The sequence below is a fragment of the Actinotalea caeni genome, assembly GCF_009733795.1.
Taxonomy (GTDB): domain Bacteria; phylum Actinomycetota; class Actinomycetes; order Actinomycetales; family Beutenbergiaceae; genus Pseudactinotalea; species Pseudactinotalea caeni.
Map to the genome: position 1 here is coordinate 1 of NZ_WNXX01000034.1, position 21,393 is coordinate 21,393.

Genomic DNA, 21,393 nt, shown 5'->3' on the forward strand with positions numbered 1-21,393 from the left:
CACGTTCACGGTGTTCGTGGGCGACCCGATCACCCGCGAGCTCACGCTCACCGTGCTGCCCGCCGCCGAGGAGCCCGAGCCCCCGGTCGACGACCCCACCGAGGACCCCACGGACGACCCCACCGAGGGCCCGACCGATCCGGGCGACGACCCGACGGACGACCCGACGGCGGACCCCACCCAGGACCCGGCCGAGGACCCGACGGGCGACGCGACGGCGCCCCCGGCCGCCGGTCCCCCGGCCGGCACCGGCGGTGACACCGGCACCGGCGGGCTCCCCGACACCGGGACCGACCTCCTCGCCGTCAGCGCCCTCGCCGGGCTCGTCCTGGTGCTCGGTGCGGCGCTGGCCCTCGCGGTCCGGCACCACCGGCGGCCGACCGCCCACTGACCGACCGGCTCACCGGCCGCCGGGTCACACCCGGCGGCCGGTGACGCGCAGCCCGTCGGGCTCGGCGACGACGTCGTGGATCTCGGCGCGCACGCGCGGGGTCCCCATGCCGCGGTGCAGCACGAGCACCAGGTCGTCCTCGTGGGTGGTGAGCAGCATCCCGTGCCCGGCGTTGCCGTCGACGAGCACCTCCCCCTGCTCCCACGGCCCCAGCAGGGAGCCGGATCGGGAGATCGCCTGCGTCTCGACGTACTCGCCGCCCGCGAACCCCGTGTGCGGCCGGTAGGAGGCCCAGATCATCGCGAGCGCCCCGCCCGGCAGCCGGTGGAGCTGCGGACCGTCGGTGACGTAGGGCGCGAGCGCCTCGGCGCTCGGCGTCACCTGCCGGTACCAGGTGGCCTCCGAGCCTCGGAACAGGTGCACCGGGTCGCCGGTCACGCGCAGGTCCTCGTCGAGCGGGACCGCCTCGATCGTGCCGTCGACCGTCTGCACCCACTCGTGGGCGTAGACGAGCCAGGGCGAGCCGTGCTCGTCGCGGACCACCGTGCCGTCCAGCGCCATGAAGTCCGGCGGCGTGTGCGAGCGCTCCGGGTCGAGCAGCCGGAACGGGCCGCGCGGGTCGTCGGCGACCGCGAGCACCGTGCCGCGCCGCAGCGGGGCGAGCCCGCCCCACCCGCTGGAGGTCATCTCGATCCGGGTGGAGCGCTGCACGACGCCGGGCAACCGGTCGGCCGGCTGGTGCAGCGTCGTGGCGAGCACGTAGCGGCTCCCCCACCGGTGCACCTCGGGCGCCCACGGCGACACGGTCGGGTCGGCCCAGGCGCCGTCGGGCACCTGGAGCACCGGCGTCGGCGACCCCCAGCGCACGAGGTCGGGGCTCCACCAAGCGAGCACACCGGTGCCGGGTGGCGCCGGCACGTCGCACCCCTCGGGCACCTGGCGCTGCCAGCGGGAGGAGTCGTAGGAGGTGTAGAGCAGGTAGCCGTCGTCGACCGCGAGCACGTACGGGTCGTGGCAGGGAACGTCGTCCAGGGCGTACGGGGCGGTGAGCGGCTGCGCGGCGGGCATGCGCCCATCGTGGCGGACGACGCCGGGACGCGGGGCAGCCCTGCCCATGTCGCCTCCACGCCGCGCTGCCTGGCCTCGAGGCATGCAGGTGCTGCGTAGGGCGCTCGCGCTCGTCGCCGTGCTGCTCGCCGTCGCGACGGCGACGGCGTGCGGACCGGACCAGGAGACGCGCACGATCGACCTCGGGACGGTCCGGCTGGAGCTCGACGCCCCGGCCGGCTGGACCACCGACGCCGCCGCGTTCGGCGCGCCGACGTGCGCGGACGCCCAGACGATGCTCGGCAGGCCCGGGGCGAGCGAGGGCCTGGTGATCTCGACCGCGACCCCGGAGACGGCGTGCCCGCAGCAGGACCCGCTGAACGGCCGCTTCCCCTCGTGGGGGTCCGTCGACCAGCTGCCCGACGACGCGGAGCCGGTGGCCCTGGAGGTCGGCGACGCCTACCGGTTCGTCGTCGAGTACACGGAGTGCACCAACGACTGCATCCGCCGCGACCAGGTGGTGACGTTCGTGGAGCTGCCGGACGGGCGCACGTTCTTCACCGTCGGGATCGAGCTGGCGGCCGCCCGCCACGACGCGATGGTCGAGAGCATCCGCGTCGCGCCCTGACCGCGTCAGGCCCGCCGCGCCAGCAGGCTGACCGCGTTGGGCAGACGGCCGTCCCAGGCCGCGGCCGCGAGCCCCTCGGGACGCCAGAAGGGCTCGGGGTGCTCGGCGAGGTGCTCGACGGCGAACCCCGCGTCGAGCACGTCGGTCACCAGCTGCGCGAGCGTGCGCTGGTGCTCGTAGGCGCCGCGCCCGGGGAAGGTGTCGTTGACGTGACCGGACGCGAAGTAGCTGCGGTCGGCGCGGACGCGAACCTCGTCGACGTCCCACGACCACAGCGGCACGAGCGGGTGGGCCTCGTAGACGAAGAACGCGCCGCCGGGCCGCAGCACGCGGCGCACCTCGGTGAGGAACGCCGGCAGGTCGGCCACCCAGATCAGCGCACCCTTGCCGGTGTAGACGAGGTCCGCGACGCCGTCGGGCAGGCCGGTGGCCGGCAGCTCCACCTCGCGGTAGCGGCACGGCAGCCCCAGCGCGTCCGCACGAGCCTGGGCCGAGCGCACCGCGGCCGGGCTGTAGTCGAGACCGAGCACCTCGGCCGCGCCGAGCCGCGCCAGCGCCAGGTCGTCCAGCCCGTGCCCGCTCATGGGGTGCACGACCGACGCCCCGGTGACCTCGCCCGCGAGCACCTCCTCCTCGACCGGCTCGAGCCGGTGGGTGCGCGCGAGCTCCAGGTGCTCCGCAGCCTCGTGCTCGTACTTCTGGGACGCCTGCGCCCAGGCGCGGCGGGTCGCGTCGTCGCTCACGACCACCGATCCTCGTGGTGATCACCGTCGACGGCCAGCCGATTGCTCGGCTGTGCCTGCTGCGCGACTCCGCGGCGCAGCAGGCTCGCGATGCGCATCTGCAGCTGGAAGCTGGCGTTCATCTCGCGGTCGGCGTGGAAGTTCAGCACGACGAACGTGTCGTGCTCCGGGTAGGCGACCACGTGCGTGGCCCACACGCCGAGGTGCCCCACGGCGGCAGGCAGCCCGCGCCCGACGACGGGCACCAGCTCGTCGAACCGCAGCGTCATGGTGCCGGCCCCGTAACGGATGCCCCGCCGGAAGCGGTGACGCGGCCGCTCGAGGCGAGCGAGCGTCGACTCCGACACCAGGGCGCCGCCCCGCAGCGCGCGCAGGAAGCGCAGCCAGTCCCGCGGGGGCGCGACGACGTTGCCGCCCGCCCAGTCCAGGCTGACGGCGTGGGCACGGCTCAGCTCGTGCCCGCGCAGCCAGAACGGCTCGACGTCGATGCTCCCGAGGTCGTCCGGAAGCAGCGTGACGTCGTACGGCGTGGCGGCCTGCTCCATGCCTGCGGGCTCGAAGACGCGGGTGCGCAGCAGCGTCGCGAACGGCTCGCCGGTCGCCTCCTCGGCGATCCGCCCGAGGAGGACCCACCCGGTGTCGGAGTAGTGGAACCGCTCGCCCGGCGGCCCGACGGCGGGCAGCCCGCGTGCGGCGTCGAGCAGGTCGGACGGCGTGAACCGGCGCTCCGGGTGCGCGACGACCGCCCCGATCGACGCCGTGGTGCGCCGGCCGCGCGGCGGGTCGAAGAAGTCCGGCAGCCCGGAGGTCTGCGCGAGCAGGTGGTCGACGGTGAGGTCGACCGCGGCGTCGAACCCGTCCACCGCGGGAAGCCCGTCGGTGTCGACCGCGGGGAGCAGTCGCCCGATCGGGGTGTCGAACCCGAACCGCCCGCGCTCGACGAGGCCGGCCACGAGCGCCGCGGTGAGCAGCTTGCCGGCGCTCGCGGCGTGAAACGGCCGGTCGACGTCGCCCGAGGAGAACGACCAGTCCGGTGTCTCGACCAGCACCTGCGGTGGCGGCAGGCCCCGGCGTCGCCGTCGACGCACCTGCCTGCTCAGTGTCCGGTCCAGGTCCGCGACGACCGCAGACGCCTCCTGCGCGCGTGGCACGAGCACCACCACCTCTCTCGTAGATATGTCTACTAGACATGTCTACGAGAGTCAATGCGTCTAGGCTGCTCGCGTGGCGTACGTGATCCTCGGTCTGCTGCTCATCCGCCCGCAGAGCCTGTACGACCTCGTGAAGTCCTTCGAGGCCGGGGTCTCGCTCTTCTACTCGGCGTCCACCGGCAGCATCAAACGCGCGCTCGACGGGCTGCTCGACCGGGACCGCATCGAGGTCGCGAGCACCGAGGGCGGGCGGGGCCGGAAGGTGTACCGGGTCACCGACGCCGGCCGCGACGAGCTGGAGGCCTGGCTGACCGCCGAGCCGACCGGCGACGTCGAGACCGCGGCGCTGTCGCGCTTGTACTTCCTCGGGCTGCTGCCCGCCGAGCGACGACGCGCGGTCCTGGAGCGGCTGGTCGACCGGGTCGAGGCGGGGCTCGCCGACCTCGAGCGACTGGGCGAGCAGGTCGCCGACCTCGACGTCCCCGCCGACCAGCGCGACCTCGCGCGCTACCAGCTGGCGACGCTGGAGTACGGGCTCGGTTCCTACCGCTACGCGTCGTCCTTCTTCCGAGGCCTGCTCGACGAGCACTGAGCCGCACCGAGGACGCCGGCCGGGGCACCGGCCCGCCCGCGGTGTCCCGGACGCGTCGGGCCCGCCCGGCGAGCGACGTCAGACCGGGCCGAGCACCGCGTAGCCCAGCAGCGCCGCGGCGGCGAACAGGCCGCCGGTGTAGGCCAGGCACTCGACCCAGTCGACCAGCGCCGGCGTGCCCCCGAAGCGCACCGGCATCACCGTCGGTGCGTAGAAGAGCACGGAGGCCCCGATCGCGGCGACCGTGAAGACGAGCCCCACCCACGGCCCTGCCGCGACACCGGTCAGCAGCAGCACCACGACCGTCGCCGCGAGCGCGTCGAGGACCAGCGTCTGCACGAACCAGCCGGTCGTGTCGTAGCGCGAGCTGCCGCGCCGGGTGAGCCACCTGTGCAGCTCGTAGGCGAGGCTGATCGCGAACGTCACGACCAGCACCCAGGCGGCAGCCGTCACCAGCCCAGCCACGTCGATCTCCCTCCTCCCGGCCGCCCGCGCGGGCGTCGGGGACGTACGTCCGGGTCACTCGCCCGGGCGCACCAGCCCGGCCTCGTACGCGAGGACGACGAGCTGCGCCCGGTCCCGCGCGTGCAGCTTGGCGAGCAGACGGGAGACGTAGGTGCGCGCGGTCGCGGGGCTGATGACCAGCTCCTCCGCGATCTCGCCGTTGTCGAGCCCGCGCCCGATGAGCGTGAGCACCTCGCGCTCGCGCTCGGTGAGCGTGCGCGCGACCGGGTGGGCGTCGGGGTCCGGCGTCGGGCCACCGTGCACCGCCGCCTCGACCACCCGTCGGGTGACGCCCGGCGCGAGCAGCGACCCGCCGTCGGCGACCGTGCGCACCGCCTGCCGCAGCTCCTCGGGGCGGGCGTCCTTGAGCAGGAACCCGGCAGCCCCCGCGCGCAGCGCGTCGAACACGTGCTCGTCGGTGTCGAACGTCGTGAGCACGAGGACCCGCACGTGCGCGAGGTCCGGGTCGGCGACGATGCGGCGGGTGGCCTCGATGCCGTCGATGCCGGGCATCCGGATGTCCATGAGCACGACGTCGGGCCGCAGCGCGCGCACCCGCTCCACCGCGGCGATCCCGTCGGCGGCGTCACCGACCACCTCGATGTCGTCGGTGCGAGCCAGCAGCGCGCGCATGCCGGCGCGGATGAGCTCCTGGTCGTCGACGACGAGCAGCCGGATCATGTCGGGATCCTCGCGGTGACGCGGGTGCCGGCGCCACCCCGCCGGGCCCCGGTGCGCAGGGTGCCCCCGAGGAGGGCGACGCGTTCGGCCATGCCCCGCAGCCCGGTGCCCTCGGTCGTGGCCTCCGGCAGACCGCGGCCGTCGTCCTCGACCCGGACCAGCAGCGCACCGGGCTCGGAGGTGACGACGACCCACGCGTGCGCCGCGCCCGCGTGCCGCAGCACGTTCGTCAGGCCCTCCTGGACCACGCGGTAGGCGGTCATGCCGGCCGGCGCGGGCACCGACGTCGGGTCGAGGTCGAGGTCCAGCTCGACGTCGAGGCCCGCCGACCGGGCGCCGTCGACCAGCTCGTCGATCGCAGCCAGGCCGCCGACGACGTCGAGGGTCGCGGGGTCGTCGCCGCGGAGCAGCTGGACGGCGCCACGCAGGTCGCGCATCGCCGTGCCGCTGGCCCCACGGATCGCCCGGATCGCCTCGGCCGCACCGTCGGTGTCGCCCGCGGCGACGGCCTCCTCGGCGACGTCGGCGTGCAGCGACACGACGGCCACGGTGTGCCCGAGCACGTCGTGGAGGTCCCTCGCCAGCCGCACCCGCTCGGCAGCGAGGCGCTGCGCCGTGCGCTGCTCGGCCTCACGGCGCGCCGCGGCGATCGTGCGCTCCTGCTCGGCGCGCAGCTCGCGGCGCGAGCGCACCGCGTCCCCGATCGCGATCGCGCCGCCGAGCACGGCCACCGTCGTCGGCAGCTGCAGCGCCAGCAGCAGCACCGGGTCCTGACCGAGCGCGATCCGGCTGCCGTAGGCGAACGCGGTCACCGCGACCGACCACAGCACCGCGAGCCGCCACCGCCCCGCGGCCGCGACAGTGGCGACCGGGGCGGCGAGCGGCAGCTCCAGCCCGACGGGTGGGAACCCCGTGACGTAGTAGCCGAAGATCAGCGCCGTGCAGAGCGCGAGCACCACCACCGGCCAGCGGCGCCGCACCAGCGTCGCGACCGCGATCGCCGCGAGCATCGACAGGCCGAGGGCGTCGACCGGGCGGTCGAGGCCGGAACGGCTCACGAACGCGGATCCCACGAGCACCGCGAGCACGCCGACGGCGAGCAGCACGTCGGTGCGCGTCGGACGCGGGCTGAGCATGCCTCGAGAGTAGGGAAAACCCACCGGCGGCACAGTCGGCAGGAGGCGACACCAACGTCGGTCGACGTCGTCGGATGTCGACATCGGGTGACGACCGCGGGCCGATGTGTGCACGCGTGCGCGTCCCTAGCGTCGAGGACATGACAGCATCCGCCCCTTCCGTGCCCGGCGCGACCACCGCGACCCTGTGGCTGCTGCGGCTCGTCGCCGGCGTGCAGGCCGTGCTGCTGGTCGGTCAGCCGCTGCTGGCCGGACGGTTCCTCGACGGCGACTACCCGTCGCTGGCGCGCCACGGCAACAACGGACTCATCCTCATGGGCGTCGCGTGGCTGGTCGTCGTCGCGGCCGTGCTCGCGTGGCGGCCGGGCCGGCTGCCGGGGTGGCCGGTCCCGCTGGCCGTGGCCGCGGCGTTCCTCATGCCGGTCCAGCTCGGCATGGGGCATGCACGCTTCCTCGCGGTCCACCTGCTGCTCGGGGTGTCGCTGGTGGCGGCCGGCGTCGTCGTCGCGCTGTGGGCCTGGTCGCCCGACCGCGCGCGCCGTTCCTACCGACCGCGTACCGCGACGGCGCAGGGCCAGCACGCACCCGCGCAGGGGTACGGGCCGCCGCAGGGCCACCAGCCCCTGCAGACCCACGCGCGACCCGCGCAGGCCGTGCCCGGCATGCTGAGCGAGCCGTACCGGCAGGACCAGGTCTGGTACACCCCCGACGGCGCTGCGAGGTTGCGATGATGTCGCCCACCCGCAGGACGTTCCTCGGCCTGTCCGGCGCGGCGGCCGTCACGGCCGTGCTCGCCGCGGTGGGCTCCGACTGGTTCACCGGCAACGGCACCGGCTCCCACGGCGCGCTGCTGCCGAGCCGGGTGCCGTTGCCGGAGCCGTTCACGACCGCGCTGCCGATCCCGCGCGAGATCACCCCGACCGACGGGGTCGTCGACCTCGTGGCCCGACGCTCCGCCGTCGAGGTGCTGCCGGGGCGCACGACCGAGATCCTCGGCTACGACGGCACCTTCCCCGGCCCGACGATCCGGGCCCGCGCGGGTGAGCCGCTGCGGGTGCGGCTGCGCAACGAGCTCGACCTCGACACCGTGCTGCACCTGCACGGCGGCGTGACGCCGCCCGAGCACGACGGCTACCCCACCGACGTCGTGGTGCCCGGCACCGTGCGCGACTACGACTACCCGCTCGGGCAGCGTGCCGCGCCGCTGTGGTACCACGACCACGCGATGGACTTCACCGGCCCGAACGTCTATGCGGGCCTGGCCGGCATGGCGCTGCTCACCGACGACGAGGAGGAGGCCCTCGGACTCCCCTCGGGCGAGCGCGACATCCCGCTGGTCATCTGCGACCGCTCGTTCGACGCCGACGGCGCCTTCGCCTACCCGCTGATCGACCCCAGCCGCGGGCGCCCGGGCGTGGAGCTGCGCTACCACGGTGGCCTACTCGGCGACTGCGTGCTCGTCAACGGTGCCCCGTGGCCGGTGCTGGAGGTCGACGCCGCCCGGTACCGGTTCCGGCTGCTCAACGCCTCCAACGCCCGCCGCTACGAGCTCGCGCTCGACCAGGGCGCCACGTTCACGCAGGTCGGCACCGACCTGGGGCTGCTCGAGAAGCCGTGGGTGCGGAGCACGCTGCCGCTCGCGGGCGCCGAGCGCGCCGACGTCGTCGTCGACTTCTCAGACCTGCCGGTCGGCACCGAGGTGACGATGACCAACCGGCTCGACGGCGGCGGCCCGGGTCAGGTGATGCGGTTCCGGGTGGTGCGCACCGCCTCCGACGACTCCCGCGTCCCCGACCGGCTGTCGACGATCGAGCGGCTCGACCCGGGCGCGGTCGCGGTGACCCGCGACCTGCACTTCGCGCTCGGCCCCACCGGCGGCGCCCACCACGGCGGCGGCATGTGGAACGTCAACGGCATCACCTTCCACGACGGCGACGTGTTCACCTCCCGCCTCGGCACCCTCGAGCGCTGGCGGCTGACCACCGACGTGCACCACCCCATCCACGCCCACCTGGTGGGCTTCCAGGTCGAGGGCCCGGACGGCACGCCGGCCTGGAAGGACACCGTCGACCTGCGCCCCGGCGACGCCCGCGAGGTGCTCGTCCCCATCGAGGGCTACCGCGGCCAGTACGTGCTGCACTGCCACAACCTCGAGCACGAGGACATGATGATGATGGTCCACTTCAGCGTCGCCTGACCGGCACCCCCCACCCCGGGCGCACCCCTGACCCCGCCGGCGCCGAGATCGAGGTTCTGGGGCGAGATCGAGGGTCTGGATCCTCGATCTCGACTCAGAACCTCGATCTCGGCGCTGCGGTGGTGGGGTCGTTGGCTCGGGCTAGCCGGTGAGGAGCGCCAGCTGCTGGGTCGCGCGGGTCATCGCGACGTAGCGGTCGACGGCGCCCGCGACGCCGTCGCCGAACGCGTCGGGGTCGACGAGCACCACGAGGTCGAACTCCAGGCCCTTGGCCGAGGTCGGGGTGAGCACGCGCACCCGCGGGTCGGGGTCGACGAGGACATCGGCGCCCGGCGCGGCGATGACGCAGGCGATGCCCTCGTGCGCGGCGAGCCAGGAGCCGAGCAGGTCGGGGAGCTCGGCCGTGCTGCCCTGGTGCACCGGGACGCCGGTGCTGCGGATCGACGTCGGGACGTTGGCGTCCGGCAGGGCGCCCCGGATGACCGGCGCGGCGTGGTCCATGACCTCGCTCGGGGTGCGGTAGTTGACACCGAGAGTCGCGACGTCGACACGGTGGAGGCCGACGCGGGCCAGCCGCTCCTGCCACGACTCCGGGAAGCCGCGCCGGGCCTGGGCGCGGTCGCCCACGATCGTCAGGCTGCCGCTGGGGCAGCGGCGCAGCACCATGCGCCACTCGGCGTCGGTGAGCTCCTGCGCCTCGTCGACGACGACGTGCGCGAACGGACCGGCCAGCGGGTCGCGGTCGCGCGTGGGCAGCCCCGCGGTGTCGACGAGCGCGCCGCGCAGGTCGTCCCCACGCAGCATGCTCATGACCATGAGGTCGCTGTCGTCGTGCTCGATGAGGTCGTCGACGATGCGGTCCATGTGCTCCCGCTGCCGCGCGACCGCGGCGCGACGGCGGCGGGCCAGCCGCTCCGCCGCCGGGTCGCCGAGGCGGGCGCGGGCGGCGTCGAGCAGCGGCAGGTCGGCGTCGGTCCAGGCCTGCGGCCGGTCGCGCTGCAGCGCACGCACCTCGTCGTGGTCGAGCCAGGGTGCGCACATCCGCAGGTAGGCCGGCACGGACCACAGGTCGCCGACGACGTCGCCCGGCTCCAGCAGCGGCCACGCCCCGCCCAGGGCCTCGGCCAGGTCGGTGTCGGCCTGCAGGACCGAGCGCAGCATCTCGGGGTCGGCGTCCTCCACCTGGTCGGCGGCGGCCTCGACCAGCTCGTCCCAGATCAGCTCGCGCGCCTCGTTGTGCGGGGCGCCGCGGGCCGCTTCGAAGGCGGCGGCCCAGTCGTGCGGGCGCACGACGACGCCGCCCCACGGGGTCTCGACGGCGACCCTCGCCGTCGGCGGGTCCTCGTAGAAGCGCACCGCGGTCTCGATCGCGTCGACCATCCTGGCGTCGGCCTTGAGGCGAGCCACAGCGGCGTCGGGCTCCGGCCGGGCCGTGGCTCCCTCGGGCAGCAGGTCGCGCAGCGTCACCGTGCGCACGTCCTCCTCGCCGAGGCTGGGGAGCACGTCGGCGGTGTAGTCGACGTAGTGCTGGTGCGGGCCGAGCACCAGCACGCCGCCCGCGCGGCCGTCCAGCCGCGGGTCCGAGTACGTGAGATAGGCCGCCCGGTGCAGCGCGACCACGGTCTTGCCGGTGCCCGGGCCGCCGTCGACGACGAGCGCGCGGTCGGCGGGCGCCCGCACGATCGCGTCCTGGTCGGCGGCGATGGTGCCGAGGACGTCGCGCATGCGCGGCGACCGGCTGGCGCCGAGGCTGGCGATGAACGCCGACTGGTCGTCGAGCGCGGCGGCGCTCGCCGCGGCGCCCTCGTCGGTGAACGCCTCGTCCCAGTAGTCGGTGACGCGGCCGCCGGTCCACCGGTACCGGCGTCGGCTGGCCAACCCCATCGGCCGGGCGTGGGTGGCGGCGAAGAACGGCTCGGCGGCCGGCGAGCGCCAGTCGACGAGCAGCCGGCCGCCGTCGGCGTCGGTGAGCCCGACGCGACCGATGTAGGTGGCGACGCCGTCGGTGGTCACGGTGCGCCCGAGGCACATGTCGATGCCGTAGCGACGCAGGGTGCGCAGCCGGGCGCTCATCGCGTGGATGCGCTGGTCGCGCTCGAGCGCCTGGGTGCCGCTGCCGCCGGGGGCGCGGCGCTCCTCGGCGAGGCGCCGCTCGAGCTCGGCGACCTGCGTGCGCAGGCTCTCGCCGACGGCGAGGAGGTGGGCCTCGTCGTCGGCCACCAGGGCGGGGTCGGACTTCGCGGACAGGTGGGCAGGCAGGTCGAAGGGCGAGGTGGTCACGGGCACAGGGCGGCTCCCGACGGCGGTGGGCATGGGCAGGCGTGCGCGACCGGCGGGTCGGGCGAGCCGACGCCGGTGGCGCGAGGACCCGTGCGGAGACGGTCACGGGCCAGGGCAGGACGACGATTGTGAGGCCTGCGGGGGGCCTTGCCGCAAGACCCCCCTCCCCGGATATCCTGGTCGTGGCAGGGGACGCGGATCGCGTCCCCTCTCGTGCGTCTGGGGCAGCTCAGTCGAGGAAGTCGCGCACCAGCCGGTTGACGAGCTCCGGCTCCTGCCGGTTCACCCAGTGCCCGGCGCCCGGCACCATCTCGAGCCGCGCGCCGGGGATGAGGCGGGCGGCCGCCTGCGTGTGGCGGGGCGCGACGCCGCGGTCCTTGTCGCCCTGGACGAGGAGCGTCGGGCAGGTGATCGTGTGCAGGCGCGGGCGCAGGTCGACGCGCATCCGCCAGAAGCCGATCGAGTGGTTCTGCCAGTCGGAGGAGCTGCCGCCGCCGCGGCGCTGCACCTCGGCCATCACCTCGTCGACGATCTCCTCGAAATCCTCCACCGGTCCCGGGATCAGCGTCGACCGGACGAGCCTCGCGACCTGGTCGCGGGTGCGCACCATCATCGACGGCAGCGTGTCGTGGAGCAGCGGCAGCCGCGCCGTCAGCCACAGCAGCTGGTGCACCACGGGCGGGAACGAGATGATCCCGGCCGGCGCCATCGCGATCAGGCGGCGCACCCGCTCCGGGCGCTCGATCGCCGTCGCGAGCGCGAGCGCACCGCCCTGCGAGAGCCCGACGAGGTCGGCGCGCTCGAGGTCGTAGTGGTCGAGCACGGTCGTGACGACCCGCAGCAGCCGCTCGTGGTCGGCGACGCCGTGCCACGGCATGCTGCGCCCCTGCTTCGGCCAGTCGGGGGCGTAGACGGCGCGGTCGCGCGCCAGGTCGGGCAGCAGCCGCGACCAGCTGAGCGCCGCGTTGTCGATCCCGCCGCCGCTGAGCAGCAGCACCGGGGTGCCGCCCGTGCCGGCGCGCGTGACGACGAGGCGGCCCTCGGGCTGCTCGATGACGTCGTGCTCGGCCGAGGGTGTCATCGGGAGCCTCCCTGCTGGGCCTGCCAGCGCTCGAGCAGCTGCGGCAGCTCGGCCTCCAGGAACCGGTAGAGGTCCGCGACGCGGGCGAGCCGCTCGCGGCGGGCGGCGGGCGCGTCGGCGAGGAGGTCCAGACCGCGCTCGGTCACCTCGCGGAACGCGGTCGTCTTCGCGTAGCGCCGCATGAGCATCCGACTCCAGCCGTCCGGCGCGATGCGGAAGTACTCGTGGCGGTCGCCCCGGCGGCGCGTGCGCTCCACCAGACCGCTCGGTGTGAGCAGCCGCATCGCCGAGGAGATCGAGCTGCGGCTCACGCCCAGCGCCTCGGTCAGCTCAGCGGGCGTCTGCTCCTGCGGCTCGCAGATGAGCAGCCACCCGATGACGCGCCCCGCGATCAGCGGCAGACCCTCCTCGACGAAGAACTCCGCCACCTCGTCGATGTAGGCCGACTCGGCTGCGCTCGGGAGGCGGGCATCGGTCATGCGTGGACCTTACAGTCGTTGCAGTCATTGCTGCAACGACTGTATGACCGCGGTGAGGTCGTCCCCGTCCCTCACGACTCCGACCAGCACGCGCTTCGCCGGGTGCGGGCCGGGCGGCCGTAGACCGCGATACGAACGCCCGCGCTCACTCCCCGCCGGCGTGCAGAACCGACCACCACGCCACGAATGCACCGCGCCCACCCCTCCCCGGTGTGCAAAAGCGACCACCACGCCACGAATGCACCACGCCCGCCCCTCCCCGGCGTGCAGAAGCGACCACCACGCCACGAATGCACCACCTCCTGCTGCCCGGCTCCGACGGGGAGACCACGGCTCGACCCCGTTGCGGTGCGGGCGGGCGGCACGGTCGCGTCCACGGGCTGGACGCCTGGAATCGTGGTTCCGTCGACGGCGTTGCGCACCCATGGACGTCAACCAGCAGATCATCGACACCTTCCGCACCAACGGAGGCGTCGTCGAGCAGCCCCCGTTCGGAGACGGCCTCGTGCTCGTCCACGTGCCGAAGAAGGACGGCGGCGTGCGCGTCACACCGCTCGCGGCTCTGCAGCACGACGGCGCGTGGCACGTCGTCGGCAGCGGCGGCGGGTCGCCGAGGCACCCCGCCTGGGTCTACGGGCTGCGCCGCGCCGAGCAGGTCGACCTCGAGGTCCCCGGTGACCCCGTACGGACCGTCCGGGTCTCCGTCGACGAGCTCGAGGAGCGCGAGCGCGCCGAGATGTGGCCGCGGTTCATCGAGATGTCCAGCGGCTTCGCGGAGTACGAGAAGACCAGCGAGGGCCGCGTCTTCCCGATCTTCCGCCTCGTCCCGTAGCGCGCTCGCGCGCCCCTCAGTCGGTGACGGGCGCGTCGACGACGCTGGCCGGGGAGGCCGGCTCCTGCCCGGCCGTCCCACGCCAGCGGGCGATCACCCGCATGAGGTGGTAGACGCCGATCGCGGCCACCGTGCCCAGCGCGATGCCCTCGAACGTCATGACACCCGGGCTCCACGTGTAGTTGGCGATGCCCACGATGAGAGCGATCGCCGCCGTCGTGAGGTTGATCGGGTCGGCGAAGCTCACCTTGTTCTGCACCCAGATGCGCGCACCGAGCACGCCGACCATGCCGTAGAGCACGGTCGCCGCACCGCCCAGCACGCCGGCGGGGATCGTCGCGATGAGCGCGCCGAACTTCGGCGACATGCTCAGCACGAACGCCGTCGCTGCGGCCACCCAGTAGGCGGCGGTCGAGTACACCCGGGTGGCGCCCATGACGCCGATGTTCTCGGCGTAGGTCGTCGTGCCGGAACCACCGCCGGAGCCCGCGAGCACCGTCGCCACGCCATCGGCCAGCAGCGCGCGGCCCGTGACGCCGTCGAGGTTGGCGCCGGTCATCGCGGCGACCGACTTCACGTGGCCGACGTTCTCCGCGACCAGCACGAGCACGACGGGCACGAACAGACCGAGCACGGCGGGCGTGAAGGTCGGCGTCGTGAAGGTCGGCAGCCCGAACCAGGCGGCCTCGCCCACCGCGGTGAAGTCGACCTCGCCGCGCACCGTGGCCACGACGTAGCCGACGACAACGCCCACGAGGATCGACAGCCGCCCGAGGATGCCGCGGAACAGCACGGTCACGAGCACGATCGCGAGGATCGTGACCAGCGCGGTCACGGGCGCCGCGCGGACGCCGCTCGTGCAGGTCTCGACGATCGCGCCGTCGACGACCTCCTGGTTGCAGCTGCCCCACGCGGCGGGCGCGAGGTTGAAACCGATGAGAGCGACGATGGTGCCGGTGACGACCGGGGGCATGACGGCGTCGATCCAGCGGGTGCCGGACAGGTGCACCACGAGGCCGACGACGGCCAGCAGCGCACCCGCGATCACGACGCCGCCCAGCGCGCTCGACACCCCGTGGGAGCCGGTCGCCGCGAGGATCGGCGCGATGAACGCGAAGCTGGAGCCGAGGTAGCTCGGCAGCCGGTTGCCGGTGATCAGCAGGAAGGCGACCGTGCCGATCGCCGAGAAGAACAGCGTGGTGGCCGGCGGCAGCCCGGTCAGCAGCGGCACGAGGAAGGTCGCGCCGAACATGGCGACCACGTGCTGCATGCCGATACCGATGGTGCGCGGCCAGCTCAGCCGCTCGTCGGGAGCGACGACCGCTCCGGGTGCGATGGTCTGGCCGTCTCCGTGACGGCGCCAGGTCAGCAGCGGCAAGGGGTCCTCCGGGGCTCGGTCGGCTGGCTGAGGGGCACCCTAGTGGGAGGGCCCACGCCGTCGCGCGCCCGACCCGCGCAGCGGGCGCGACCCGCGCCCGTGCGCACCCGGCCAGGAGACGCTGGCGCGGTCAGCGCACCACGGTGAGCGGACCCTCCTCGGGCGTGGGCGGCTCGAACCCGTCGACGTAGGCGGCGGCAAGATCCTCGGCGAGCACCATGTCGTCGGCGTGCTCGCCCCGGCGGGCGCGGACCCGCGCCAGCGCGGTCTCGCGAGCGGTCGCCAGATACACCGTCTCCGGCACCACCCCGGTCGGCACGAGCAGTGCGCGGTAGTCGTCGCGCATCGCGCGCGACCAGAACGAGAAGTCGAGGACGACGTCGCGCCCCTCGGCCACGAGGGCGAGCAGGCGCTCGCGCAGCTCGGTCGCGATCTCGGCGTGCCGCTGCGCCGTCAAGGGCATCGACCAGCCGCGGGCGAAGGCCTCGACGTCGAACGAGAGCCGGACGGCGCCTGCGCGCTCCAGCGCGCGGGCGTACGTGGTCTTGCCGGCCCCCGCCGGTCCGCACATGAAGACGACCCGTCCCACCCGTGCACGGTCTCACGACGTCGAGAGAATCGCGGTAACCCCTGGGTCGCGACCCGGTGGGATCCCTACCATCGTGCCCATGTGGGAGCGGAGGGCACCGCGTCGACGGCGTGGCAGGGCACCACGAAGCGGTGAGCGGTCGTGACCGGGCCCACGCTGCCACCCGGCTACCGCCCCGACGGCCACCTCCACCTCGACGACTCGATCAGCCCGGTGCTGGTGACCGACGTCGACGTCACCAAGTACGCCGAGAACGCCCGTGGCCGCATCGCCGTCGCCGACGACGTCGCGATCGACGGCCGCACCGCGCGCGACCTGGCCTACCTGTGGCGGCTGGAGACGGCGGCCCTGCACGACATGCGCGCCCTGCTGATCTCCTGGACCGGCAGCGAGCCCCGGGTCACCGCGTTCCTCGCGACCTGGGCCTACGAGCGGTACTGGCTCGCGCGGGCGCTGCGCGACCTGCTCGACGCGGCCGATCGGCCGCTGCAGCCACCGGGCCCGCGACCGTTGTCGGCGCGTGCTCGCGACGTCTACCTCGACCGGCTGCTGCCGCTCACCAGCCCCCTGCTGGGGCAGCTCGCCGGCGAGGCCCTCACCGCCGGCCACATGGCGCGGATGGCGGTCCTCGAGGGTGCGCAGCAGGTCGCGCTCGAGACGCTGCGGCCGCGGCTGGCGGGCGAGGCCCGGGACGTCGTCGACGAGGTCGCCCGGCGCCGGACCGACATCGTCGCCTTCTTCCGCGCCGAGACCGCCGCGCGGGTCGCCCGCTCGACGGCGGAGCGCGCCCTCGCGTGGGCGTACCTGCAGCCGCCGTGGCGGCCGTTGCGCACCGTCGGCATGCGCGACGCCCTCGAGGTGCAGGCGCTCGGCTCGATCTTCGACGACCCGGCGTCGCTCGTCGCGCTCGCCGCCTCCGACACCGCGGTCACCGCGGCGCTGCCAGGGCGCCCCACGCCGTCGGTGACGCTGGTGCGGCAGGCACGGCGACGCCGTCGACCCCTCCCGACCCGACCGGGGAGCACGCATGGCGTTTGACCTCGACACCTTCGCCGAGACCTCCGAGGCCGTGACCTGGCACGACCTCGACCTCGACACCTTCGAGAGCCGGCCGCTCGACGCCGACACGCTGCGCACCCTGCGCTACATGTGCGACGTCGAGTACCACACCTCGTGCTTCCTGCGGGAGATGCTCGTGACGCCGTCGCACCGCGAGGAGGACGCGGCCGGGTTCATGACGATGTGGAACCGCGAGGAGTTCTGGCACGGCGAGGCGCTGGCGGCGGTGCTCGCGCGGCACGGGATCGTCGTCGACTACGACGAGCTCAAGGCCAAGCGCGTCAAGCTCGGCTGGCGGCTCGCGATCGGCACGGTCAAGCAGTCGGCGCTGGCGAACCTCATCGGCAGCGACTTCGTGGCCGCGCACATGACGTGGGGTGCCGCGAACGAGCTCTCCGCGGTGGCGGCCTACCGCCGGCTCGCCGACATGCACGACCACCCCGCGCTCTCGCCGCTGCTGCGGCGCATCGCCCAGCAGGAGACCCGGCACGTCGCGTTCTACACGACGCAGGCGCGCGAGCGCCTGGAGGCCTCGCCCCGCGCGCGGGGACTGGTGCGGTCGATCCTGGAGAAGTACTGGAAGCCGGTCGGCTCCGGGATCATGGAGGAGTCGGAGGTGCGCCACGTCATGGGGCACCTGTTCGCCGGCCGCGCCGAGGAGCTCGACAAGCTCGACCGCCGTCTGCAGCGCCTCCCCGGCCTGGAGGGGATCTCGATGTTCCGCGCCGCCTTCGCCCGCCTCGGCATCGCCTGAGCTGTCAACCCACTTCTGCCCCCAGAGCCGGTTTCAACCCACTTCTGCCCCCAGAGCGGGTTTCAACCCACTCTTGCCCGATCGAGTCGTGCGTGGGGCAGAAGTGGGTTGAAACCCCGGGTGGGGGCAGAAGTGGGTTGAAAGCGGGGACGGCGAGGCCCGGGTGGGCCCCGCCGTCACCTTGCTGGTCGCCTCGCCGTCGTCTCGTGGGTCGGCTCGGCCGCCGCTAGATCAGCGGGTGGGCCGGGGCCGGGACGCCGAGCAGCGGCACCTCCTTGAGCGGGGCCTCACCGGGCGCCGTCTCGAACGGGGCGACGTCCTGGTCGCAGGTGGCGCCGTCCTCGGCCTCCAGCGTGCTGAGGTAGGAGGCGATCACCGCGTTGCCGCACGAGCTCTGCCCGAACGTGGTGTGGCCGTATCCCTCGACCGTGAGCACCCGGGCGTCGGGGTACCGGTCGGCGTAGGGCTGGGTGAACGCGTACGGCGTCGCCGGGTCGTAGCGGGTGCCGATCACGAGCACGGTCGCGTCGGTCTGCTGCTCCCAGGGACCTGTGTAGGCGTCCTCGTCGGTGAGCTCGACGACGTCGCACTGGATGCCCACCCAGGCCCGGTAGGGGCCGAAGTGCGGGGCCTCCTCGTCGGCCCGCTCGGCGAGCGCGGCGTAGTCCCACGGGTCGAGGGGGTGGTCCCCGTCGACGCACATGCTCGCGAGCGCGCCACCGATCGAGGGGTAGTCCTCGATCAGACCGAGCCGGCGCAGCAGCTCGCCGATCGAGGGCAGCGACTGCGCGGACATCGTCTGCGGCTCCTGCTCCTGCGTGTCCGCCATCACCGCGATCTCGGCGAGCAGCGCGGCGAGGTCCGACCACCCGGCCGGCACGTACAGCGAGCTGAAGACGGCGGCCACGACCTCGTCGTAGCCGAGCTCGGCCGTGCTGCCGTCGGGCAGCGGCACCTCCAGCGGCTGCTCCTTGAGCGCGGCGAGGGTGTCCTCGACCACCTCGCTCGGGTCACCGAGCGCCGCGAGCGCGCAGGACTCGGGACCGGCCTCGGCGCACAGGGCGAGGAACTGCTCGAAGGTCTCGCTGGCCGCAACCCCCTGGCCGGTGCGGTACCCGACGGAGCCCTCGCCACCGGACCAGGCGACCGGGTCCAACGTGCCGTCGAGCACCATCGCGCGGACACGGTCGGGGAACAGCGCGCTGTAGGTCGCGCCGAGCACGGTGCCGTAGGAGTAGCCCAGGTAGCTGAGCTCGGTGTCGCCGACGGCCTGTCGGAGCAGGTCCATGTCGCGCGCCACGTTCGCGGTCGAGGCGTGCGCGATCCGGTCGCCGGAGAGCAGCTGGCAGGATGCCACCGCCCCCGCGAAGGTCGCGACGAACGCGGCTCGCTCGCGGGCCGTGGTCGGGAACGCGTCGAGATCGGCGAAGTACGCGTTCTCCGCCTCGAGGTTCGGGAAGCAGGTGACGGGGTCGGACAGCCCGACGCCGCGCGGGTCGAAGCCCACGACATCGAACTGCGCGTGCACCTCCGGGTCGAGGAACGGGCCACCGGTGGCGTGCATGGTCGCCACCCCCGGCCCGCCCGGGCCGCCGAAGTTCACGAACAGGGTGCCGATGCGCTGCTCGGGGTCGGTCGCCGGGAGCCTGGTCATCGCGATCGTCGTGGTGGCGCCGTCGGGCTCGTCGTAGTCGGTGGGCACCTCGACGCTCGCGCAGTCGAAGGCCTCCAGCCCCTCGCCATCGCAGTCCTCCCACGCGATCTCCGGCACGGGCGCCTCGACCTGTGCCGCCGATGGTGGTTGCCGTGGTGTCTCGGCCGGTCCGGCCACCGCGGCCGAGGCCGTGCCGAGGAGCATCAGCGCGGCGGCGGTGACGGCTGTGGTTCTGGCGGTTCGCTTCGTGTGTGTCGCCATGTCCTCGTTCCTAACAGCGGCCGACGCGGGCCCGGTTCCCCCGACCGACGGAGATCGGCCGACCGGCTCCCTGGTCCGCGCGGCCGACCCGCCACGACCTTCGGACCAGCCCCGGCCGCCGTGTCCTGGGTGACGGGGCCGCGCACACCGCGCCCGACGCCGCAGCGCGCGCCAGCCGCAGCACGCCCCTCTCGCACAGATCTGACAGCGCTGGTATAACAGTGCTGTGACAACCGATCCGACACGCGTCCCCGGGCGCTGGGACCGCCTCTTCCAGCTGCTCAAGGAGATGGACGCCGACATCGAGGCGCTCTACACCCGGCGTGGCGTCACCGGCATGCGGTCGCGCTTCGTGCGCCCGCTCATCCGCCTCTCGCACGAGGGTCCGATGACGATCTCGGCGCTCGCGCAGTCGCTCGGGACCACCCACTCGGCCACCAGCCAGACCGTCGCGGCCATGCGGCGCGCCGGCTTCGTCACCTCCGCGCCGGGCACCGACGGTCGCACCCAGGTGGTGTCGCTGACCCCCGAGGCGGGCGCGCTCGTCCCGCTGCTCGAGGCCGAGTGGCGCGCGACCGAGGCGGTCGTCGCCGCGCTGGACGACGAGCTCGACGGCGCGGTGACCGCGCTGAGCGCACGGCTCGGCGAGGCCCTCGCTCACCGGTCGATGGCCGAGCGCCTCGACGACGAGCTGGGGGCGGACGCGTGAGCTGGCGCACGGCCCTCACCGACACCCGTCCGCTGCGCAGCAGCCGCGCCTTCCGCGAGCTGTGGGCGGCGTCGCTGCTCACCGGCCTCGCGGGTCAGGTCGCGGGCGTCGCCGCGCTCGCCCAGGTGTGGGACCTCACCGCGAGCCCGATCTGGACCGGCGCGATCGGGCTGGCGAACGGGGTCCCGATGCTCGTGCTCGGAGCGGTCGGCGGCAGCCTCGCCGACCGCTTCGACCGGCGCGTCGTGGTCGCGCTGAGCTCGGTCGCGCAGGCGGTCGCGGCGCTGGCCCTCACCGCGCAGGCCGCCCTCGGCAACGCCTCGCCGCTCGTGGTGCTGGCGCTGCTCGCGATGCAGTCCTCGGCGGTCGCGCTCGGCTCCCCCGCGCGGCGCACGCTGCCGGCCCGGCTGCTGCCGCGCGACCAGGTGGCCGCCGGCCTCGCGCTGCAGAACCTCGGTTTCCAGGCGTCGATGCTGCTCGGCCCGGCACTCGGCGGGCTGCTGGTGGCGCTCGCGCTGCCCGCGGCCTTCGGAGCCCAGGCCGCCCTCGTGCCGGTGGGTCTGGTCGCGGCGCTCCGGCTGCCGCCGCTGCCACCGGAGCGCGAGCCGGGCACCCGGGTCGCGCCCGGTGGCTGGAGCCTGCCGTGGCGGCTGCCGGTGCTGCGCGGCGCGCTGCTCACCGACCTCCTCACCACCACGCTGTCGTTCCCGATCGCGATCTTCCCGATGCTCAACGAGCTCCGGTTCGACGGCGACCCCCGCACCCTGGGGCTGTTCCTCTCGGCGATGGCACTGGGCGGCCTGGTCGCAGGGGCCGCCTCGGGGACGGTGACGCGGCTGCCGCGCCCGGGTGTCGTGCAGCTGGCCGCGGCCGGCGTGTGGGCGGTCGCGCTCGTCGGGCTCGGTCTGGCCGAGACCGCCTGGCTCGCCCTGGCAGCGCTCGTCGTGGCCGGCGCCGCCGACACCGTCGGCGTGGTCACCCGCGGCGGGCTGGTCCAGCTCGTCACGCCCGACCCGCTGCGCGGCCGCGTCTCCGCCGTCGACCACATCATCGGCGTCGCCGGCCCCGAGGTCGGCAACATGCGCGGCGGTGTGCTCGCCGCAGCGCTCGGCGCGCCCGCCGCGCTCGTGCTCGGCGGCCTCAGCGCTGCCGCGGCTCTCGCCGTCGTCGGGCTCACGCACCCCTCGCTGCGCAGCCACCGCCACGAGGACGCGGAGATCGTGCCGTCGGCGTGACGGGCCCGGCGG

22 protein-coding genes are annotated in these 21,393 nt (G+C 74.4%); 10 read left to right on the forward strand and 12 right to left on the reverse strand.

The genetic code is table 11. From position 1 onward, the window contains the following. On the forward strand, positions 1-391 hold a 391-nt coding region (locus GPA02_RS17570), incomplete at its 5' end, for an LPXTG cell wall anchor domain-containing protein (protein ID WP_156201747.1). A 24-nt stretch (positions 392-415) separates the two neighbouring features. Here the strand turns inward: GPA02_RS17570 and GPA02_RS17575 are convergent. Then, positions 416-1,459: a family 43 glycosylhydrolase gene (locus GPA02_RS17575; RefSeq protein WP_162457816.1), complete on the reverse strand. Its 1,044-nt coding sequence runs from the start codon at positions 1,457-1,459 to the stop codon at positions 416-418. An 82-nt stretch (positions 1,460-1,541) separates the two neighbouring features. On the opposite strand from GPA02_RS17575, the gene GPA02_RS17580 reads away from it, so the two are divergent. Further along, positions 1,542-2,066 carry a hypothetical protein gene (locus GPA02_RS17580; protein WP_156201749.1) on the forward strand — a complete coding sequence of 175 codons (525 nt, stop codon included), beginning with the start codon at positions 1,542-1,544 and terminating at the stop codon, positions 2,064-2,066. A 5-nt stretch (positions 2,067-2,071) separates the two neighbouring features. Here GPA02_RS17580 and GPA02_RS17585 read toward each other — a convergent pair whose 3' ends face one another. Next, a complete protein-coding gene (locus GPA02_RS17585) occupies positions 2,072-2,809 on the reverse strand; it encodes a class I SAM-dependent methyltransferase (protein WP_240134128.1) in 738 nt (245 codons plus the stop codon). Further along, positions 2,806-3,966, reverse strand: coding sequence for a serine hydrolase domain-containing protein (locus tag GPA02_RS17590; RefSeq protein WP_204986670.1), 1,161 nt, complete (start codon positions 3,964-3,966; stop codon positions 2,806-2,808). Before GPA02_RS17590 ends, GPA02_RS17585 begins: the two co-directional genes overlap by 4 nt. Positions 3,967-4,033: 67 nt before the next feature. Between GPA02_RS17590 and GPA02_RS17595 the strand changes: the two genes are divergently transcribed. Beyond that, the gene (locus tag GPA02_RS17595) at positions 4,034-4,552 is read left to right on the forward strand and encodes a PadR family transcriptional regulator (RefSeq protein WP_156201752.1); all 519 of its coding nucleotides are present in this window, start codon (positions 4,034-4,036) and stop codon (positions 4,550-4,552) included. A gap of 78 nt (positions 4,553-4,630) precedes the next feature. Here the strand turns inward: GPA02_RS17595 and GPA02_RS17600 are convergent, their stop codons facing one another. Genes GPA02_RS17600 through GPA02_RS17610 form a run of 3 tightly spaced genes read right to left on the reverse strand, consistent with a single transcriptional unit; the run spans position 4,631 to position 6,873 of the window. After that, positions 4,631-5,017 (reverse strand): hypothetical protein, encoded by a 387-nt coding sequence (locus GPA02_RS17600; protein WP_156201753.1) that lies wholly within the window; start codon positions 5,015-5,017, stop codon positions 4,631-4,633. Positions 5,018-5,071: 54 nt separating this feature from the next. Beyond that, positions 5,072-5,737: a response regulator transcription factor gene (locus GPA02_RS17605; protein ID WP_156201754.1), complete on the reverse strand. Its 666-nt coding sequence runs from the start codon at positions 5,735-5,737 to the stop codon at positions 5,072-5,074. Then, positions 5,734-6,873: a sensor histidine kinase gene (locus tag GPA02_RS17610; protein WP_156201755.1), complete on the reverse strand. Its 1,140-nt coding sequence runs from the start codon at positions 6,871-6,873 to the stop codon at positions 5,734-5,736. The genes GPA02_RS17605 and GPA02_RS17610 overlap by 4 nt, the downstream gene beginning before the upstream one ends. A 140-nt stretch (positions 6,874-7,013) precedes the next feature. Here GPA02_RS17610 and GPA02_RS17615 point away from each other — a divergent pair, with 140 nt between their 5' ends. Together GPA02_RS17615 and GPA02_RS17620 are read left to right on the forward strand one after the other, a co-directional pair. Next, positions 7,014-7,604, forward strand: coding sequence for a hypothetical protein (locus GPA02_RS17615; RefSeq protein WP_156201756.1), 591 nt, complete (start codon positions 7,014-7,016; stop codon positions 7,602-7,604). Next, positions 7,604-9,070 carry a multicopper oxidase family protein gene (locus tag GPA02_RS17620; protein ID WP_156201757.1) on the forward strand — a complete coding sequence of 489 codons (1,467 nt, stop codon included), beginning with the start codon at positions 7,604-7,606 and terminating at the stop codon, positions 9,068-9,070. The genes GPA02_RS17615 and GPA02_RS17620 overlap by 1 nt, the downstream gene beginning before the upstream one ends. A 141-nt stretch (positions 9,071-9,211) precedes the next feature. Here the strand turns inward: GPA02_RS17620 and helR are convergent, their stop codons facing one another. The 3 genes from helR to GPA02_RS17635 form a co-directional block, all read right to left on the reverse strand. Continuing rightward, positions 9,212-11,383, reverse strand: a complete 2,172-nt coding sequence (gene helR / locus GPA02_RS17625) for an RNA polymerase recycling motor ATPase HelR (protein ID WP_156201758.1) — start codon at positions 11,381-11,383, stop codon at positions 9,212-9,214. Between the two features lie 196 nt (positions 11,384-11,579). Further along, positions 11,580-12,431 (reverse strand): alpha/beta fold hydrolase, encoded by an 852-nt coding sequence (locus GPA02_RS17630; protein WP_156201759.1) that lies wholly within the window; start codon positions 12,429-12,431, stop codon positions 11,580-11,582. Further along, positions 12,428-12,910, reverse strand: a complete 483-nt coding sequence (locus tag GPA02_RS17635; RefSeq protein WP_156201760.1) for a GbsR/MarR family transcriptional regulator — start codon at positions 12,908-12,910, stop codon at positions 12,428-12,430. Before GPA02_RS17635 ends, GPA02_RS17630 begins: the two co-directional genes overlap by 4 nt. A 424-nt stretch (positions 12,911-13,334) precedes the next feature. Between GPA02_RS17635 and GPA02_RS17640 the strand changes: the two genes are divergently transcribed. After that, on the forward strand, positions 13,335-13,742 hold the full coding sequence (locus tag GPA02_RS17640) for a nitroreductase/quinone reductase family protein (protein ID WP_156201761.1): 408 nt from the start codon (positions 13,335-13,337) through the stop codon (positions 13,740-13,742). A 16-nt stretch (positions 13,743-13,758) separates the two neighbouring features. Here GPA02_RS17640 and GPA02_RS17645 read toward each other — a convergent pair whose 3' ends face one another. Then, positions 13,759-15,120 carry a uracil-xanthine permease family protein gene (locus tag GPA02_RS17645; RefSeq protein WP_156201762.1) on the reverse strand — a complete coding sequence of 454 codons (1,362 nt, stop codon included), beginning with the start codon at positions 15,118-15,120 and terminating at the stop codon, positions 13,759-13,761. Between the two features lie 130 nt (positions 15,121-15,250). Beyond that, entirely contained in the window at positions 15,251-15,709 is a 459-nt protein-coding gene (locus GPA02_RS17650; protein ID WP_240134129.1) for a P-loop nucleotide/nucleoside kinase family protein, read from the reverse strand. Positions 15,710-15,850: 141 nt separating this feature from the next. Here GPA02_RS17650 and GPA02_RS17655 point away from each other — a divergent pair, with 141 nt between their 5' ends. Continuing rightward, positions 15,851-16,747: a hypothetical protein gene (locus GPA02_RS17655; protein WP_156201763.1), complete on the forward strand. Its 897-nt coding sequence runs from the start codon at positions 15,851-15,853 to the stop codon at positions 16,745-16,747. Beyond that, positions 16,737-17,522: a ferritin-like domain-containing protein gene (locus GPA02_RS17660; protein WP_156201764.1), complete on the forward strand. Its 786-nt coding sequence runs from the start codon at positions 16,737-16,739 to the stop codon at positions 17,520-17,522. The genes GPA02_RS17655 and GPA02_RS17660 overlap by 11 nt, the downstream gene beginning before the upstream one ends. Before the next feature lie 226 nt (positions 17,523-17,748). Here GPA02_RS17660 and GPA02_RS17665 read toward each other — a convergent pair whose 3' ends face one another. Then, entirely contained in the window at positions 17,749-19,293 is a 1,545-nt protein-coding gene (locus tag GPA02_RS17665; RefSeq protein ID WP_162457818.1) for an alpha/beta fold hydrolase, read from the reverse strand. A gap of 370 nt (positions 19,294-19,663) precedes the next feature. Here GPA02_RS17665 and GPA02_RS17670 point away from each other — a divergent pair, with 370 nt between their 5' ends. Further along, a complete protein-coding gene (locus tag GPA02_RS17670; protein WP_240134130.1) occupies positions 19,664-20,146 on the forward strand; it encodes a MarR family winged helix-turn-helix transcriptional regulator in 483 nt (160 codons plus the stop codon). Continuing rightward, a complete protein-coding gene (locus GPA02_RS17675) occupies positions 20,143-21,381 on the forward strand; it encodes an MFS transporter (protein WP_156201767.1) in 1,239 nt (412 codons plus the stop codon). Before GPA02_RS17670 ends, GPA02_RS17675 begins: the two co-directional genes overlap by 4 nt. Positions 21,382-21,393: the final 12 nt, after the last annotated feature.